General features: G+C 58.0%; 14 protein-coding genes. 3 read left to right on the top strand and 11 right to left on the bottom strand.

Annotation, left to right across the window (positions count from 1 at the left end; translation table 11 throughout):
• Positions 1-336 precede the first annotated feature (336 nt).
• Positions 337-1,698, bottom strand: a complete 1,362-nt coding sequence (locus tag Pan181_RS08385) for a BBP7 family outer membrane beta-barrel protein (protein WP_197529045.1) — start codon at positions 1,696-1,698, stop codon at positions 337-339.
• A gap of 397 nt (positions 1,699-2,095) precedes the next feature.
• On the opposite strand from Pan181_RS08385, the gene Pan181_RS08380 reads away from it, so the two are divergent.
• Complete coding sequence (locus Pan181_RS08380; protein ID WP_145246396.1) at positions 2,096-3,055, top strand: hypothetical protein; 960 nt, start codon at positions 2,096-2,098, stop codon at positions 3,053-3,055.
• Positions 3,056-3,105: 50 nt separating this feature from the next.
• Here the strand turns inward: Pan181_RS08380 and Pan181_RS08375 are convergent, their stop codons facing one another.
• Together Pan181_RS08375 and eno are read right to left on the bottom strand one after the other, a co-directional pair.
• Complete coding sequence (locus tag Pan181_RS08375) at positions 3,106-3,615, bottom strand: hypothetical protein (protein WP_145246395.1); 510 nt, start codon at positions 3,613-3,615, stop codon at positions 3,106-3,108.
• Positions 3,616-3,723: 108 nt separating this feature from the next.
• Positions 3,724-5,007, bottom strand: coding sequence for a phosphopyruvate hydratase (gene eno / locus Pan181_RS08370; RefSeq protein WP_145246394.1), 1,284 nt, complete (start codon positions 5,005-5,007; stop codon positions 3,724-3,726).
• A gap of 861 nt (positions 5,008-5,868) precedes the next feature.
• Here eno and Pan181_RS08365 point away from each other — a divergent pair.
• Positions 5,869-8,604, top strand: a complete 2,736-nt coding sequence (locus tag Pan181_RS08365) for a redoxin domain-containing protein (protein ID WP_197529044.1) — start codon at positions 5,869-5,871, stop codon at positions 8,602-8,604.
• A gap of 418 nt (positions 8,605-9,022) precedes the next feature.
• Here Pan181_RS08365 and Pan181_RS08360 read toward each other — a convergent pair whose 3' ends face one another.
• The 7 genes from Pan181_RS08360 to Pan181_RS08330 form a co-directional block, all read right to left on the bottom strand.
• Positions 9,023-9,394 carry a hypothetical protein gene (locus Pan181_RS08360; RefSeq protein WP_145246392.1) on the bottom strand — a complete coding sequence of 124 codons (372 nt, stop codon included), beginning with the start codon at positions 9,392-9,394 and terminating at the stop codon, positions 9,023-9,025.
• 11 nt (positions 9,395-9,405) lie between these two features.
• Positions 9,406-11,496, bottom strand: a complete 2,091-nt coding sequence (locus tag Pan181_RS08355; protein ID WP_145246391.1) for an elongation factor G — start codon at positions 11,494-11,496, stop codon at positions 9,406-9,408.
• Positions 11,497-11,602: 106 nt separating this feature from the next.
• Positions 11,603-12,331 carry a 1-(5-phosphoribosyl)-5-[(5-phosphoribosylamino)methylideneamino]imidazole-4-carboxamide isomerase gene (gene hisA / locus Pan181_RS08350; RefSeq protein WP_145246390.1) on the bottom strand — a complete coding sequence of 243 codons (729 nt, stop codon included), beginning with the start codon at positions 12,329-12,331 and terminating at the stop codon, positions 11,603-11,605.
• A 297-nt stretch (positions 12,332-12,628) separates the two neighbouring features.
• Positions 12,629-12,979, bottom strand: coding sequence for a hypothetical protein (locus Pan181_RS08345; RefSeq protein WP_145246389.1), 351 nt, complete (start codon positions 12,977-12,979; stop codon positions 12,629-12,631).
• Positions 12,980-13,003: 24 nt separating this feature from the next.
• The gene (locus Pan181_RS08340; RefSeq protein ID WP_145246388.1) at positions 13,004-13,285 is read right to left on the bottom strand and encodes a DUF2442 domain-containing protein; all 282 of its coding nucleotides are present in this window, start codon (positions 13,283-13,285) and stop codon (positions 13,004-13,006) included.
• A 38-nt stretch (positions 13,286-13,323) separates the two neighbouring features.
• A complete protein-coding gene (hisH, locus tag Pan181_RS08335; protein ID WP_145246387.1) occupies positions 13,324-13,929 on the bottom strand; it encodes an imidazole glycerol phosphate synthase subunit HisH in 606 nt (201 codons plus the stop codon).
• 133 nt (positions 13,930-14,062) lie between these two features.
• Positions 14,063-14,272, bottom strand: coding sequence for a hypothetical protein (locus tag Pan181_RS08330; protein WP_197529043.1), 210 nt, complete (start codon positions 14,270-14,272; stop codon positions 14,063-14,065).
• 91 nt (positions 14,273-14,363) lie between these two features.
• On the opposite strand from Pan181_RS08330, the gene Pan181_RS08325 reads away from it, so the two are divergent.
• On the top strand, positions 14,364-15,041 hold the full coding sequence (locus tag Pan181_RS08325; RefSeq protein WP_145246386.1) for a hypothetical protein: 678 nt from the start codon (positions 14,364-14,366) through the stop codon (positions 15,039-15,041).
• Between the two features lie 39 nt (positions 15,042-15,080).
• Here Pan181_RS08325 and Pan181_RS08320 read toward each other — a convergent pair whose 3' ends face one another.
• Positions 15,081-15,569 carry an LURP-one-related/scramblase family protein gene (locus Pan181_RS08320; RefSeq protein WP_145246385.1) on the bottom strand — a complete coding sequence of 163 codons (489 nt, stop codon included), beginning with the start codon at positions 15,567-15,569 and terminating at the stop codon, positions 15,081-15,083.
• Positions 15,570-15,617: the final 48 nt, after the last annotated feature.

Raw genomic sequence — 15,617 nt, 5'->3', positions numbered from 1 at the left:
ATGACAACAAGACCGCGGGGCTGAAGGGGGAGTAAGTTCGGCACCAGCCCGCAGTTCGAGACAGTGCCGCCTCCCCACTCATCGACCATTCCGCATAGTGGTGGCCCTTATTTAAGGTGAACCACCGGGTTGAATCGGCTCTGAGGGTAAGGGACATCACGGAAACTTGACCCTCGGTAAGGGTCGCACCTCCGCAAGGGCTGCTTATCCATCCTAAATATGGCGGTTTCGTGCAATACGAGACCGAACGCAGCGACCGCTAGCAACACTTAGGTTGCTAGCGGCGGCTGGGTAAACTATTCATATCAGGCAATGCTTGCAGTGTCGAGTATCAAATTACTGACGAACTTCGATACCGATGTTGATTGCATTGGCCATGATTTCTTCGCTTCCATCATCCTTGAAGCCCATGTACTTGCCATTGTCGTCGCCGAGCACATAGTCGACGTGAGTGCTGGCTCGCTTGATGTTATCGACAAAGGTGCCGGTCCAACCAAGGTTAAAGGACACATTGTCGGTCAACCGGTACTTCAAGTTCATCCGCAACTCACCCACCGGGGCGAAGTCATCGTCGTTCTGACCGTAGGAGAACGACTTAGCACGAGACAGCAGGAACGAGTTCACGTCGCCCTGAGTCTTACCCGCACCAGCGAAGCCGGTTTGCTCCCAATCGCGGACGTTGTAACCGAACATGAACTTACCGTCCGATTCCAAAGCCCAGCGACCACGGTTACGCTTCCATTTGAAGCCAAGCTGCGGGCCTACGATGTTATTCACGATTGTAGTATCCCAGCGAGCATCGCCCAGGGCAAAGCCGCCCGTGCCGTTGAAGATGAAGTTGTCGTCCAACTGCAGGAACCGCACACCGTAGCCCCACTCGAAGCTGTTGTTCTGCTTACCAACCAGGAAGTGATCGTTATCCAAGCGGTGAGCGTGCATCATCTCGAAGCCGTTGATCTTCAGCGTATTCTTCAGGTCGACTTGCGAGAAACCGGTAGTCAAGGTGACCAGGTCACCATAGTCGGGGAACACGTTGACGTGGGTGTCAGGAATGTTGTCGCCGTCGGTGTCGAACCACTGTCCACCGTGCTGGCCATCTTCGTCGATGTCGTCGGCAAAGCCGTCGCCATCCCCAATGCCGTTCAAACCACCTTCGTCCACGTCCAAGAATCCAGCGAAGGCTCCTACCGAAGAGCGGAAGGACACAAAGACTGTCTCTTCTGCCAAGGCGTCGTACTCGGCAATCAGATCAGCGATGATTTCCTCGTCGGTCAGATCGTCATCGTCGTTGTCGTCGATAGCTTGATCAATCTGATCCTGTGGAATCGGGAAGTCTTCGAGCCCCATCGAGAACGACTGAACGTTGTCGGGCCCGTTGAGCACGCTGAACAACCAGCCGCTACCTTCGGGCGACCAGTAGCCGAACTCGTAGCGGTCACCAAGATCCCATACAGCTCGTGGCACTGCGTTCTGGATGCTGTTGGTGATTACCATCCGATTGATGGGTTGTCCCGTTTCGGGATCCAGCGGGGTACCACCGTACACGGGGAACGCCAGCTGATCGGTACCGCGATCGCCGACGACAACCCGTTCGCCGGTGGTCACCATACCCATTTTGTCAAAGCGGAAGAAAAATCCGCATTGACAGTCGCTTCCGCGACAATCCAAGTCGAGATCGACCGGATCGAAGAACTGCATGTCCGTACTGCATCCGTAAAATGGACTGCAGCTGTCGTCTAACTGTGCTTTGACGGTTGACGAGAGCCCGAGAGCCAACAAGGCGGTCAGGCAACTAATTTTAATGGAGGAGGCAGACATTTTTTGTTTACTACCCTTTTGCTGAGGCGCGGCCGGTAGGCGCTTATCCACTGCGCCACCCCGATGTTGGAGTTTGTCTGTGTGGGTAGTATCGGAACAGACGGTCGTAGGAGTTGAACAACTTTGGTAAGGAGTAACGAAAATACCGGATGCTCTGGTAATGCTGCCCGGACGAATTGCCCCCCAGCACCATCAGGGCCTATACTTTCAGGTACATCTGCCCGCAAAAAGGCGACTGAAACAACGCCCATTCCCCGCGTTTCGAGGTTAAAACCCCATGAATCACCGATTCCGCTTCCATCCCACGTTTCCGGTGCTATCGCTTTGCTGGGCCCTCGTGCTATCGCTGCTGGCACTGGCCAGCGGAAATCGCGTCTTTGCTCAAGCAACTGCTACCGAGGAAGCGGCCGAAGAGAAAACCGCCGAGCAGGCGCCCGGCGCCGAGTGGGTTCGCATCCAAAAGGACGACAAAGGCCGCCCTACGGCCATGCAGGTGGCCATTGTTCGCTACAAGGCCACCGATAAGTCTCCTTACAAGGGTGCTGTCGTCGACCTCGTAGGGGCCGTGCACGTGGGCGACAACGCTTACTATTCGAAGCTGAACGACAAGTTCGAATCGTACGACGCCCTGCTTTACGAGCTGGTAGCCCCGCAAGGCACCGTGATCGAACGCGGCACCAAGGCGTCGAATCGCCATGCGCTCGGCGCCATGCAAAACGGCATGAAGGACATGCTCAAGCTGGAACACCAGCTCGAGAAGGTCGACTACACGAAAAAGAACTTCGTACACGCGGACATGTCGCCTGATCAGTTCTTTCAAAGCATGGAAGACCGCGGCGAGAGCATCTTCACGATGTACTTTCGCCTGATTGGGCAGTCGATCGCTCAACAGAGCCGCATGACCGCCGAGGGAGCCACGCCCGACATCGACATGATGAAGGCCATGTTCGCCAAGGACCGCTCGCGGCAGCTCAAAATCGCCATGGCGAAGCAAATGGCCGAAATGGAGTCGCTGCTCACCGCCTTCGGCGGCGAGGAAGGCTCGACGCTCATCTCCGAGCGGAACAAAGCCGCCCTCAAGGTGCTCTCCGAGCAGCTCGATGCTGGCAAGCGGAACATCGGCATCTTCTACGGTGCTGGGCACATGTCCGACATGGGCGAGCGGCTCGAGAAGGAGTTCCACATGGAGCCTGTCCAGGAGGAATGGCTCGACGCCTGGGACCTCACCGCCGAGTAGCCTGCACTGCATGCACCTAGCGGCATGCAATGCCCTCCAACGCTCTTGGTTTAGTCCTCCAATACGTTCGAGTTGCTAGCAGCCGTAGTCTGTTTAGCCGATAGCATTTGCGAAAGGCTAAGGAACATTCCTCCCGCGGTGCCGACGATGGCCATGATGTAGCCGATGCCCAGGCTGGCGTTGCCGCCGAGCGCGGCGAAGATGCCGGTCGCCAGGTACAGGGTCACCACGCCCAATATCAGAACCGGAGTAACCGACGGGATGTTCGTCACGCTGGCAATGTTGAGCCCTACGAGGCCGATCGCTGAGATGGCGGCCGTCACGAGCAGCCAAATCGGCAACTGCACTCCCAGCGTGATATGACCGTTCAGCCCGGTCACTTTCATCGATACTGGCAGCATGTTGGACATGGGAAAGTTCATTGCAGTGTCGCCGAACGGGGATCCGTTGAAGCTAACGGTCGGATTTTGAATGGTCATCCAGGTCAAAGGTAGCGAAAAGACGAGCAATACGCCGGCGATGACGCAGAGGACGATTTGGTTGTTATTCGCTTGATTCATAGGTTTTCCCTCCCATAACTAGAAAATGCGTATGACCAGCCATGCGGCTAGCCATACGCATTTCGCTATGGGAGTCACGATCTTGGTGTAAAACACCGACGATCGTGCTTACTTCAACTTCGCGGCGAACTTGGGTCCCCCGTACAGGGCAGTCGTGCCGAGCATCTCTTCGATGCGGAGCAACTGGTTGTACTTGGCCATCCGGTCGCTACGACTGGCCGAGCCGGTCTTGATCTGGCCGGTTGCCAAGGCCACGGCCAGGTCGGCGATGGTGCTGTCTTCGGTCTCACCGCTACGGTGCGACGAAATGCTGGTGTAGCTGTTGTCGTGAGCCAGGTTGATCGCGTCGATCGTCTCGGTCAGGGTGCCGATCTGATTCACCTTGATCAGGATCGAGTTGCCGATGCCTTCGTCGATACCGCGTTGCAAGCGTTCGACGTTGGTCACGAACAGGTCGTCGCCCACCAGCTGGCACTTGTCACCGATCTTGTCGGTCAGTTGCTTCCAACCGGCCCAGTCGTCTTCGCTGCAGCCGTCTTCGATGCTGCAGATCGGGAACTTATCGACCCAGCTAGCCAGCAGGTCGACCATGCCGGTCGGATCAAGCTCTTTGCCGTCGATCTTGTAGATGTTCTTGTCGCTATCAAAGAACTCCGTGGCAGCACAGTCCATGGCGAACCAAACCTGCTCGCCCGGCTTGTAGCCAGCCTTTTCGATCGCGGTCAAAATCACGTCGAACGCTTCGGCGTTGGCCTTCAGGTCGGGAGCAAAACCACCTTCGTCACCAACCGAGGTGTTCAGGCCCTTTTCGCTGAGCACCTTCTTCAGGTTGTGGAAGATCTCGCAACCCGCACGCAGTGCTTCGCTGAAGCTATCGAAGCCCAGCGGCATCACCATGAACTCTTGGATGTCGACCGAGTTATCCGCGTGCTCACCGCCGTTGAGGATGTTCATCATCGGGGCCGGCAGCAACCGGGCGTTCGAACCACCCAGGTAGCGGTACAAAGGCAGCCCGCAGAACTTGGCAGCAGCGTGGGCGGCAGCCAGCGAAACGCCAAGAATGGCGTTGGCACCGAGGTTTTTCTTGTTGGGGGTACCGTCCATTTCGATCATGGTCTGATCGAGCGCGGCCTGATCCAAGCCGTCCATGCCTTCGAGTTCGTCGGCAATCTTCTCGTTCACGTTGGTGACCGCAGTCTGGACACCCTTGCCGAGGAAGTAGTCTTTGTCGCCGTCGCGAAGCTCCCAGGCTTCGTGAGCACCGGTGCTGGCACCGCTCGGCACCGCGGCGGTACCCACCGAGCCGTCGGCCAGGGTCACGTCGACCTCAACGGTCGGATTGCCCCGGCTGTCGAGGATTTGGCGTGCATGAATGTCGATGATTGTGGACATCTAAAACCTCTTTGATGTATGTGGAGTGCGGGGTGGATAAGACCGTACCGCGGGCTTCAAAAAGCGATGCATTTCCCGCTATTGTATGGCAGTCCCGCAGGGTGTCGAGGGTCGGCGAGTAGTCCGGCGGGGGGACATTCGCGGCGGTTTTTCCGCAGTGCGTGCCTATCTGGCCCACCTTGCTCGCGGAGGCGAATCGCGGCCTTGCTTCGCCCGCAAATTTGCCGCTTTAGGCTGTGCGGAACCATACCCAGCGGGTTCCATATCCGCACATCGGAATCGCGCAGGTGAAAGCCTTTCCAACGATTCATCCCTCGACGATTGTGCCCCCACTGCATTTGCCCCCAAATGGCCAAAACGCGATCGTGGGGGCAATTCTTACGACGATGCCTCAAGTTGCAATGCGTTGAGCGACAGTCACTTACAAGTTTCATGATCGACGTAAGTCCAAACAAAAGCCCCCACACCGGGGGCACAACACGATAATAAAGGGGCCAATCGCCCCCTCCAAACCAACAACACATATAACCATTTGTACACTGCACCCATTAGAGCAAATCGCCGCCCGATTGCAAGCATTATTCTTGGCCATTTGGGTGCGAGTCGAGCGGCTGAAGTCGCTTGATTTTGTTGCCTCGCTCCTTGGAACACCTTAGAATCACGCGAGACGCAGAGGCAGTTGCTGCAAGCATCCGCCGCGCCGCATGGATGACTTCACACACCGATCGGGGGATAGCGATGCGATTGACTAGAGTTCTTTGTGCCGGGATGGCTTGTCTCATGGTTCAGGCAGTCGCCTTCGGAGACGAACCCGCCTCCCCGACAAATTCCCTGGTCAAAGTGATCCGCGAGGCGCAAGCCATGAATGGCGTGAGTATGGAAATCCATCGCGTCGAGATCGCCGGCTTGGTGGTCAACGACCAGGGAGCACCGGTCGCCGATGCGACCGTGATGGCCGTCGGCACGCCCGACCAGTATGGCTTCGGCTACGAACGCTCGCCGGTCGAAGCGACCACCAACGCGTCGGGCGAGTTTGCCATGGTGCTCGAAGTGCTAGTGCTTCGCGACTCGTCGCAGCAAGTCGGCAAGCAAGCGGTCGGAGAGTTCTGCGTGTTCGCCATCGCCGATGGCTATGGCTTTACCTGGGCGGAGGAGTGCACGTTTCGCCCCGAGCCGATGCCTGCCAGCTTGCGCGAAGCGGCCACCAAATCGCTTACTGGTTTCTATCAAGACTTCAGCCCCGCGGTAAAACTCACGCTGGAACCGCCAGCAGTGTTCGAGGGGGTGATCTCCGACGATCAAGGCAATCCGCTTCCCAACGCCCGCATTCAGGCAGGGGTGGTGAATGGTCCGCCCGAGGGGCAAGGTCGGGAAATTCGCGGTTGTCGCCTGGAGAATGAATCAGGCACCACTTCCACTTTTGTGGCTATTGATGTGCTTCCCGCCAACCTCCGCGACACTCGCACCGACGAATTGGGCCACTTCTCACTGCCGCAACTGCGAACCGACACCACCTACATGGCCTTGATCGATCCCGGCCCGGAGTACGACGCCAAGCAGCTCACACTCCTCACAGGTGATCCTCCAGCCAACGCGGATATTCGCCGCACTATTTCTACCAGCGACGGCATCTACTCCGGCCAGTTCGCCTGCCCGCGCGATGTACGCATTCACCTGGTCACCGCCGAGGGAGAGCCCATCGCGGGAGGATGCGTGCTGGCCCACGCCAAGCGGCAAGCGAGGTACGCGGGCACAAACAGTCGGACCAACGAACGTGGTATCGCCGAACTAAGGATTCTTCCAGGCGAGTACACGCTGCTGCTCGATCCCCCGCTCGACGCGCCGCTGCTGCCGAGAAAAGCGATGCTAACCGTGGGGGACGAAGCCTCGCGAGAATTGCAGTACTGCTTGCCCGCAGCCGCGACGCTACGCATTCATGCGGTGCACGAGGACGATGACTCCGCCATTGCTGATATTCGCTTCCGTTACCAAACCGACTCGATGGACGAACCACAGCTGCTCAGCACGCAGCAAGTCGCCAGCGATTATCGAGGGACCGATAGCGAGGGAGTGCTGGAGGTGCAATTGCCGCCGGGCGAGGTGACGTTGCTCACCGAAACCAACCCGCGGGGGCTGACGCCGGTGCAGTCGAAGTCGGACCCAATCGTACTCGTCGCGGGCGAAGCGCATGACTACGAGTTTCGCTTCGACCGTTCCCGACGAAATCCAGCAGCTACGAACCAAGTGCTGGTCGCCGACTCGACATCTCCAGCTGAGATGGCAGCAGAGATCTCCAGACAGCGAATCCTTCTGGCTAGCTCCAAAGGCACCTTTACGGCCAACTTATTTCGAGGTACCTGCGAGGCATCGCTGGAGGAAGTGAAAACGACTCTCGATGCAGTTCCGGCAGCAGCCGTGCCCGACATCCGCGAGTTGTACAAGCAGTGGACCGGCCAGCCGCTTCGCATGGCCACTCAACGCACCACGTTCGATGGCCTCCGCTGCAAAAATGAAACGGTCACGACTTCTCCCGAGTCTACCCCACCTTTAGCAGCGGATTACGTTCTGTTTAATGGAAGCGAAGGAGTAAACTACGACGATACCAATCAACAGGTCGATCTGTTTCCCCAACGCTCCTTCCATTTTGCCATGAATCGACTGTCGAATTTGACGGAGTTGATGCCGCCCCTTTTGAAGGATGGCGAAGTGATCGGCGACCAATATGTCTTTTTATTGAAGGAAGAGACTGAAACTTTTGAGCTCGTTGCCAACGCGAAGACCGGCCATCTGCATCGCAAATCGACTGTTTTTTCGACGGGCTATGGGAAGTTCATCTGGCAGTTCGGCTCGCAAGAGTACGACAATGGTCTGCGACTCCCCAAACTGTTGGTCGAGATTCAGTCGCGAGAAGGCAAGATAGGTATCTTGCGAATCGTGGAACCGACGAGCGTGGAGCTTGTCGACGAGTTGCCCGCCGACGCGTTTGCATCCCCCGTGCCGGCCGATACGACGGTGGTCGACTACCACAAGATGTTGACCGACGATCCGAACCGACCCAATGTGTATCGCTTGAACGGTCCGGTGACCGACCTCAGCCGATACGCACTGCAGGAGCGCCCCGTTGTGGAGCCAACCACTCCCAAGCAGTCGCAACACCAAGCGGCCCCCTTCACCGTCGCGGGTTGGGTGGACCAGCAGGGCGCGATCGATGCGGTCGACACTTCAGGCAAACTGGTACTCGTGCAGTTTTGGGCAAACTGGTGCCCCCAGTGCGAAAAACAAATCGCCGACATGAACAAGGCTGTCGCCACGTTTGCCGACCAACCCGTGGTGGTGCTGGCGATCCATGCGTCAGAAATGCCCGAAGACAACTTGGTTGCCTACGCAAAGAAGTATCGCATCACCTACCCGCTTGCCATCGACGACCACCAGGCAGGCAACGGATTCGGCGACACCGCGGCCGCCTACGGGGTGCGCGGCGTTCCGACCACTGCGGTCATCGATCGCAAAGGGAACCTGGTCTATCTCGGCGAATTGAAGGAAGCGGTCGCCAAGGTACGCGAGTTGGTGAAAGAGCCTGTGGACGAATCGAAGTGAGACTGTCGACCAGGTCGAGCGATAGAACCGAGCCTCCTCGCCGGTCGCCGGTCGCGGCTTGTTGGCAGTGGACGCTTATTGGGTTGGTAGCAGGGGCGGCCCTACCCGCCTTGCTTGGCGCCAGGGGACTCTATCAGTTCCATGCGTACGTGACGTCGCAGCCACCCGGTACGGTTGGTTGCGGCAATGGAGTACTGGCCGCTTATTTCTTGCTGTTTATAGCTGCCCCAGTCATGGGACTACTTGGGCAATCGCAGCAGCGGGCCGTTGCGCACGCTGCAAACGATAGGTCGAGCAACCGCCGGCGTCCAAGCAGCGTGGAGTTTCCCGCCCGCGAGTGTTTCAGCGGTGGAGTTAGAGCTAGAACCGCTGGCTGTGTAGGCTGCTTGGCTCCGAGTGCGATAACGTGCGATGCGGATCATGAGAACATCAAGATCGATGCTACCGCGCAGAGCACCATGATCGCACCGACACCAGCAAAGCTGAACACCAGCGACCGTTTGCCATAGAAGCAAAGCACTCCGGCGACAGAGACCAGGCATCCGGCCATAAGCGCCCAAGCTCCCATCACGAAGATGAGGACGTAGTCGAAGGCCAAATCTCCTTCGGCACTGGGGAACGCAATGCACGATGCGATGATCGCAAACAATCCATAGAGCACCACCCCACCGCCAACGAGGAGCAGCAGAATGCCCGGCACAATCCGCCACCGGAAGCCCCGCGGTTGCGGGACTTCCGGCTTTGTGGTTGTTGCATCATAAGGATTGGCAAGATCTTCCGAGCGAGACATCCGAGGTCAATCTATTCTTCGTCCTCTTTCAACTTCGCGTTGGCGAGGATCTCGGCTTGCACGTTGCCGGGCACGGTTTCGTAGCCGGCGAACTCCATGCTGTAGCTGCCTTGGCCGCCGGTCATGCTACTGAGCGTGCGGGCGTAGGTAGTGACTTCGCCGAGCGGGGCCTTGGCCTCGACGGTGGTCATGCCGCCGCCGGCCGAGTCCATGCCGACCATCTGCCCACGCCGACCGGCGAGGTCGCTGGAAACGTCGCCCACGTTGTCGGCCGGCACGGTGATATGCAGGTTGACCATCGGTTCGAGCAACGAAGGCTTCGACTTCTGGAACACTTCGGCAAACGCCTTGGAAGCGGCCATCTTAAAGGCGGTTTCGTTCGAGTCGACCGGGTGGTCTTTGCCGAAGTGAACCTCGACGCAGACATCCTGCACCTTGCAACCCGCGATGACGCCGTTGGTAATCCGCTCGAGAAAGCCCTTTTCGATCGCCGGCATGAAGTTGCCAGGAATCGAGCCACCGACCACGGTGTCGACCCACAGGAAGTTCGACGCTTCGTGGTAGTGCACGTTCTTCAGCTGCGGGAAACGTTCCTTCGTCGCGAAGTCTTCCACCGCAACTCCCTCGGGGAAGGGATACATGCGAATGTGCACTTCGGCAAACTGCCCGGCGCCGCCGCTTTGCTTCTTGTGGCGGTACATGCCTTCGCCGTTTTGGGTGATCGTCTCCCGGTACGGGATCTTGGGATCGTGCGTTTCGATCTCCACGTGATCACGACGCTTGAGCCGCTCTTGGATGAGTTGCAGGTGCAGCTCGCTCATGCCGGTGAGAACGGTCTCGTGGGTTTCTTCGTCGTGCTCGACGTGAATGGTGGGATCTTCTTCGGCCAGCTTATGCAGCGAGCTGGAAAGCTTGGTTTCGTCGCCCCGCGACTTCGGCGACACCGCCAGGCCCACCATCGGCCGGGGGAACTTAATGGCCGGCAGTTGCACTTCGCCAAGCGAGGTGCCAGTGTGCAGCGTTTCGGCCTTGGCAATCGCCACGATCTCGCCGGGGCCAGCTTCGTCGACCGGCTCGGTCTTGTCGGCCTGCACCCGCAGGAGTTGGGCGACCTTCATTCCTTTGCGATCTTCCGGCGTAGCGACCGTGTCGTCCTTCTTGAGGGTGCCGGAGATCACGCGAATGAAGCTGAGCTTCTGCACGAACGGGTCGATGCGGGTGCGGAACACCTGCGCGGCCAGCGGGGCGTTGGGATCGGCTTTGAGCGTCACCGTATCGCCATCTTTAGTCGCAGTGCGCTCCACATCGGCTGGCGTGAGCGTCACGGCGGTGAGCAGATCGAGCAGTTCGGTAAGACCAACGTCCTTCTTCGCCGATACGCACACGACCGGCGTCAGCGACCCCTCGGCGATGCCGCGCTTAGCGAGTTCCATCAGTTGCTGTGGACCGGGGATCTCGCCTTCGAAGTACTTCTCCATCACTTCGTCGTCGACTTCAATGATGGTCTCAATCGCCTTTTCGCTGAGGTCGGCAACGTCGAGCACTGCATCGCTCACGTCGCTCGGCGGGGTCACCGTGCTGGCGACTCCCTTCACATCGTCGCCGGCGCCAAGCGGTACATTGAACAGCACACACTGCGGACCAAACACCTCTTGGATGGTCTCCATCAGGGCCGCCAGGTCGAGATTCTGATCGTCGCACTTGGTGATGCAAAGCACGCGGCCGAGCCCGCGCTCGCCGGATTCTTTCCACACGCGACGCGTGTTCACTTTGATGCCCGCATGGCCATCGATGCAGATCAAGGCATTGTCCACCCCGCGCAGCGCGCCGATGGTTTGGCCGATCAAGTCGGGATAGCCCGGGGTGTCGATAAGGGTAAGGAACTTTCCGCCATGCTCCAGATGCGTGATGGCCGCTTCGATGGAGTGCTTGTGATGCTTCTCTTCTTCGTCGAAATCGCAAATGCTGTTGCCATCGTCGACGTTTGGATTCCCAGAAACCGCTCCCGTTTTGACGAGCAAGTGATCCACCAGCGAGGTCTTGCCCGCCGAACCGTGGCCGCAGACAGCAATATTCCTTAAATCGTCGACGTTTCTAGACATCGTATGACTCCAATCTGTGGAAGAGAAGGACCGTCGGAGCGGCCTTGTGATTCAGGGTGATGTGCTTGTTCGGCACATAAACCGGCGCAATGCCGGGCGCGTTGGTCTATTTGTCGGCAGCCTCCTGAGCAATTTGGATAGCGTCGGAGAGCTGGAAAGCCCCCTCGTACAAAGCACGTCCGACAATGGCACCCGACAGGCCCGCCTGAGCCAGGTCGCGTACGTCGTCGAGCGTCGTTACTCCACCGGATGCGACGACCGGAAGATCGAGCGCGGCTTGCATATCTCGCATCGCCCGCACGTTGGGGCCGGCCATCATGCCATCGGTGGCAATATCGGTATACACCAGCGCGGCAATCGGCTCACCTTCGAACTGGCGGGCGAGTTCCAAGGCCGACACGCTGCTGGTCTCCAACCAACCGTCGGTGGCGACCATGCCGTCGCGGGCGTCGATGCCGAGCACCAGCTTGTTGGGGAACTTCCGACAGGTGTCGCGGAACCAGTCGGGCTGCTTAATGGCCGAAGTGCCGACCACCAGTCGATCGATGCCAAAGCCCAGCAGCTCGATAATCGCTTGTTCGTCACGCACGCCGCCGCCGAGTTCGCATTCCATGTCGACCGCGTTCACGATGTCCTGCACGCTCGGCAGGTTCACTGGCAGCCCTTCGCGGGCGCCGTCGAGATCGACGATGTGTAAATGCTTCGCGCCAGCAGCCGCAAACTCCTTGGCCACGGAAACAGGGTCGTCGTTGAACACGGTTTCCTGCGCGTAGTCTCCCTGTCGAAGACGTACGCACTTTCCTCCGCGTAGATCAATGGCCGGCCAGATCTGCATGTTGGCAGCGCTCCTGTCGCTGTTGAGGACGCGCCCAATCGAGCCAACACTCGGGCGAGCCCCCATTGGTTTGGGGAGTCCCCGAGCCCCGGAGGGCCCACAGCCGCCGACGCCCTTTTGGGTGGAGAATTCCTCGGTGAAAACTGTATGCAATATCCCAAATCGCCCCCTCTAGTTCAAGTAGCGGACAAGGCTATCCACGCCTGCTGGGACGTAAAAGATACGAGCTTTTCGAGCCCTCCAACAAAGGGCCCATTCCTCGCTGCACCGGAGCGAAGGTGGCGATTCCGCACACTCTTAATCGACGCGATAGGTACTCTTGTGCAATACGCTGGCAATCGACAAACAGGCCGAAAACACGACGAATCCTACGACCATTGCAACCACGAATCCAAGACCACGCTGGCCTAATAGTAGCTGGATGCCGCTCGCCCCGCCCACCACGAAGCCACCGAGCCCGATGCCCCGCACGAGTCCCACCATGGCCCCTGCTGCAGGGTTACCTCGCCGCTGCTCGACGTTGGGAAAGTACTCGCCACACAGTGCGCAGCGATTCGCCAGCGGGGGTGTCGGTTTGCCACACTTGGGACACAGCAGCCCCGATTCATCCGACGGTTCCGCAGGGCTGCTGGAGGATAGAAAACTCATCGCGGTCTACAGCCCATTTATGAATCAGCGAGACTCGGTGTTCACCACCGCACTCGCCTGTGAATCGGCGACTTCAGGGAGGGCCAGCAACGCTTCTGGGGCTAGATCTGCTCCACTAGGCCAAGACACCGTTTTGGCGATGGGATCCAATTTCACCTGCCGAAACACTTTCAGATCGCGAATCGGTACAAAGACGGGTCCTTGCAAGAGTGGACTGACATCAACTACTTTCTCCGTCGCGTTCGAGAACCGCAGTCGCAATTGGTAAGCGTCGACAGGTTCAACATATTCGATGTGCAGGAGCATCAAGTCATTCTAATACGAGTTCTACAGAATCCCAACTGCTACAGGGCAGCGAAATTTGCTAGCAGCTTGAGTCCCAGTTTCTGACTCTTTTCCGGATGAAACTGAGTGGCGAACAAATTCTCGCGCTCGATGCTGCTGCAGAACGATTCTGGATAATCGGTAGTGGTCGCTACGACGGCCGAGTCGTCGGGCACTACGTAGTAGGAGTGCACAAAGTAGAAGTACGACCCGGCATCGATCCCCGCGTACAGCGGCGACTCCTTGGCCGGCGCAATCTGGTTCCATCCCATGTGCGGCACCTTATACTCGGTAGGCACCGAGAAACGCACCACCTTGCCAGGCAAGATGCCAAGGCCCTGGTGCTCGCCATCTTCGTAGCTGATGTCGAACAGCAGTTGCATGCCCAGGCAGATGCCGAGCGTTGGCTTGCCAGCGGCCACTGCGGCCCGCAACGGTTCGACCAGCTGCCGCTCGCGGAGCGCGGCCATCGCATCGGCGTAGGCCCCCACGCCAGGCAGAATCAGCTTGTCGGCCTCGGCAATCACCTGGGGATCGTCGGTGATCACGCTCGAGTAGCCCAACGACTCCAGCGCCTTCTCCACACTGCGGAGATTCCCCATTTCGTAGTTAACAATTGCGATCACGGGTCGAAAGCCAAGGGGCTGAAGTTCAGTGGGTGCCGAGGGAGAGCAAAAACGGTTCTCGCTAGCCGAGCCCCCTATTCTATCCCAACCGGGGCCTTGGCTGAATAGCCGGCGTCTGGTGGAAAAAGAATGGTCAAGGAGCTTGCTGCGCAGCTCTCATCTGTAAGAGGGTAAAAAAATCGGCGAGGTCGACCAACTCTTTCGCTTCCTCCCGCTCGGCAGTGGTGAGCGTTTGCCCCAACGATTGACGGTCGAGCAGCGTTTGCAGACGTGCTGCTACCCCTTTTGGTAAGTGGAGATGCTTTAGTTCCCCGGGAACCTCGACATCGATGGTGATGGTCATTTAGACTCCTAGTGGACTGGGCAACAACATTGTATCTGAACGCGAATTGCGGCTAACTCTCAATTCATGAACATTGCGGGATTAGATGGTAATGCAACTCCCCCAAACCCTCACCATTTGCGGATCAAAGTACTTTTTGGACGGTGGTACTACTATCCTAGAGGCCATCGATCCATCTGGGCGAGAGCGGCGGGTGCTCCTTACTCAGCACGTGTTCCCATCGCACGATGAGACTCGCGATTTCATTCCAGGGAGGCTCTTTTTCGATGGCGAATTGGTCGAAATGCGTTCGAACGAAGAGTATCAGCTACTCCATCTCCTGCGTACCGCTGATTTCAGCCCCAAGACTACTGAGAAGGTCGATGGAACTCCGATAGAACGATCTTCTGATGCGATCGTATTCGGCAACGACCTGAAGAACATCTTCGAACGCAGCCCCGAAGACAATCTCCGTGCGTTCGCCGACCAGATCGTCGGTTATGTGGAGTCTGACGCATACCTCCAGTTTTCGCTTCGTGTTGCTCAGGCGTCAGATACGAATCGCTACAATGTTTGGATCGTCTGGGAACCCGAAACACGTAATCGCATCATCGTTCGTCTGGCTCGATTATTGGGAACCGGAATTCCTGGCGCGAGGGAGTTCTTAGACAGTGAAGCTCCTATCGCAACAAACGCGACTGCTCTAGAAGTAGTAGAACTAGCGAACCAATACCAAAAGGCTGATGTTCCCTTGCGGACCGAGCCTCAATTTCCATGGGCTCTTCAATAGCGTGCTACAACGCAATCGCCAAATGTTAAATGGTGCCACCTAGTTATTGCGATCACCATCGTGCAGCACCTGGTCGATCACGATGCAGGTACAGAGGATGGCGAGGTCGTCTTCGTTGTCGACCGTCTGCACCCCGTAGCTGTCGGTCCACGCCCAGTAGCTTTTGCTCACCCGAGCGACATCGCGGCCTTGTCGCGTGAAGCTAAACTCGTGCTCCCAGAACGATCCAGTGATCGAGTAATCGTTGGGGCCAGGCACATCGAGCGTGAACTTCTGGTTGAACCAGCTCCACTCTTTGATCACCTCGGCGAACACGGTGCCATCGATCTGAATCTGATAGCGTGGCTTGAAGCTGAACAACGTTTGCGTGATGCGGGCGAGTTGGCGACCGCTCATGTCCTGAAACGAAAGGTCGTCGCCCCAACTGAAGGCCGCGCCGTCGACCTGATAGACCGGCTGTCCAAACTGGTCGCAAATCGCAGAGTCGTCGCCCCACGACCAGAATGCTTCTTTGATGCGATAAATCATCCTTTATCTCCCTCCCGAGTGCGATGCCAAGTACTTCTGCGACTGCGA

Source organism: Aeoliella mucimassa, assembly GCF_007748035.1.
Classification (GTDB): Bacteria; Planctomycetota; Planctomycetia; order Pirellulales; family Lacipirellulaceae; genus Aeoliella; species Aeoliella mucimassa.
The sequence above is the reverse complement of the archived record's forward strand: the minus strand, read 5'-3'. Positions and strand labels throughout refer to the sequence as shown.

Excerpts from the sequence above, each read along its gene's own strand:
- Pan181_RS08365 (WP_197529044.1), top strand. The coding sequence starts at position 5,869 with ATGAATGGCGTGAGTATGGAAATCCATCGCGTCGAGATCGCCGGCTTG.
- Pan181_RS08375 (WP_145246395.1), bottom strand. The coding sequence starts at position 3,615 with ATGAATCAAGCGAATAACAACCAAATCGTCCTCTGCGTCATCGCCGGC.
- Pan181_RS08330 (WP_197529043.1), bottom strand. The coding sequence starts at position 14,272 with ATGACCATCACCATCGATGTCGAGGTTCCCGGGGAACTAAAGCATCTC.
- Pan181_RS08340 (WP_145246388.1), bottom strand. The coding sequence starts at position 13,285 with ATGCTCCTGCACATCGAATATGTTGAACCTGTCGACGCTTACCAATTG.
- Pan181_RS08380 (WP_145246396.1), top strand. The coding sequence starts at position 2,096 with ATGAATCACCGATTCCGCTTCCATCCCACGTTTCCGGTGCTATCGCTT.
- Pan181_RS08325 (WP_145246386.1), top strand. The coding sequence starts at position 14,364 with ATGCAACTCCCCCAAACCCTCACCATTTGCGGATCAAAGTACTTTTTG.
- Pan181_RS08345 (WP_145246389.1), bottom strand. The coding sequence starts at position 12,979 with ATGAGTTTTCTATCCTCCAGCAGCCCTGCGGAACCGTCGGATGAATCG.
- eno (WP_145246394.1), bottom strand. The coding sequence starts at position 5,007 with ATGTCCACAATCATCGACATTCATGCACGCCAAATCCTCGACAGCCGG.
- Pan181_RS08320 (WP_145246385.1), bottom strand. The coding sequence starts at position 15,569 with ATGATTTATCGCATCAAAGAAGCATTCTGGTCGTGGGGCGACGACTCT.
- Pan181_RS08355 (WP_145246391.1), bottom strand. The coding sequence starts at position 11,496 with ATGTCTAGAAACGTCGACGATTTAAGGAATATTGCTGTCTGCGGCCAC.
- Pan181_RS08385 (WP_197529045.1), bottom strand. The coding sequence starts at position 1,698 with ATGCAGTTCTTCGATCCGGTCGATCTCGACTTGGATTGTCGCGGAAGC.
- hisA (WP_145246390.1), bottom strand. The coding sequence starts at position 12,331 with ATGCAGATCTGGCCGGCCATTGATCTACGCGGAGGAAAGTGCGTACGT.
- Pan181_RS08360 (WP_145246392.1), bottom strand. The coding sequence starts at position 9,394 with ATGTCTCGCTCGGAAGATCTTGCCAATCCTTATGATGCAACAACCACA.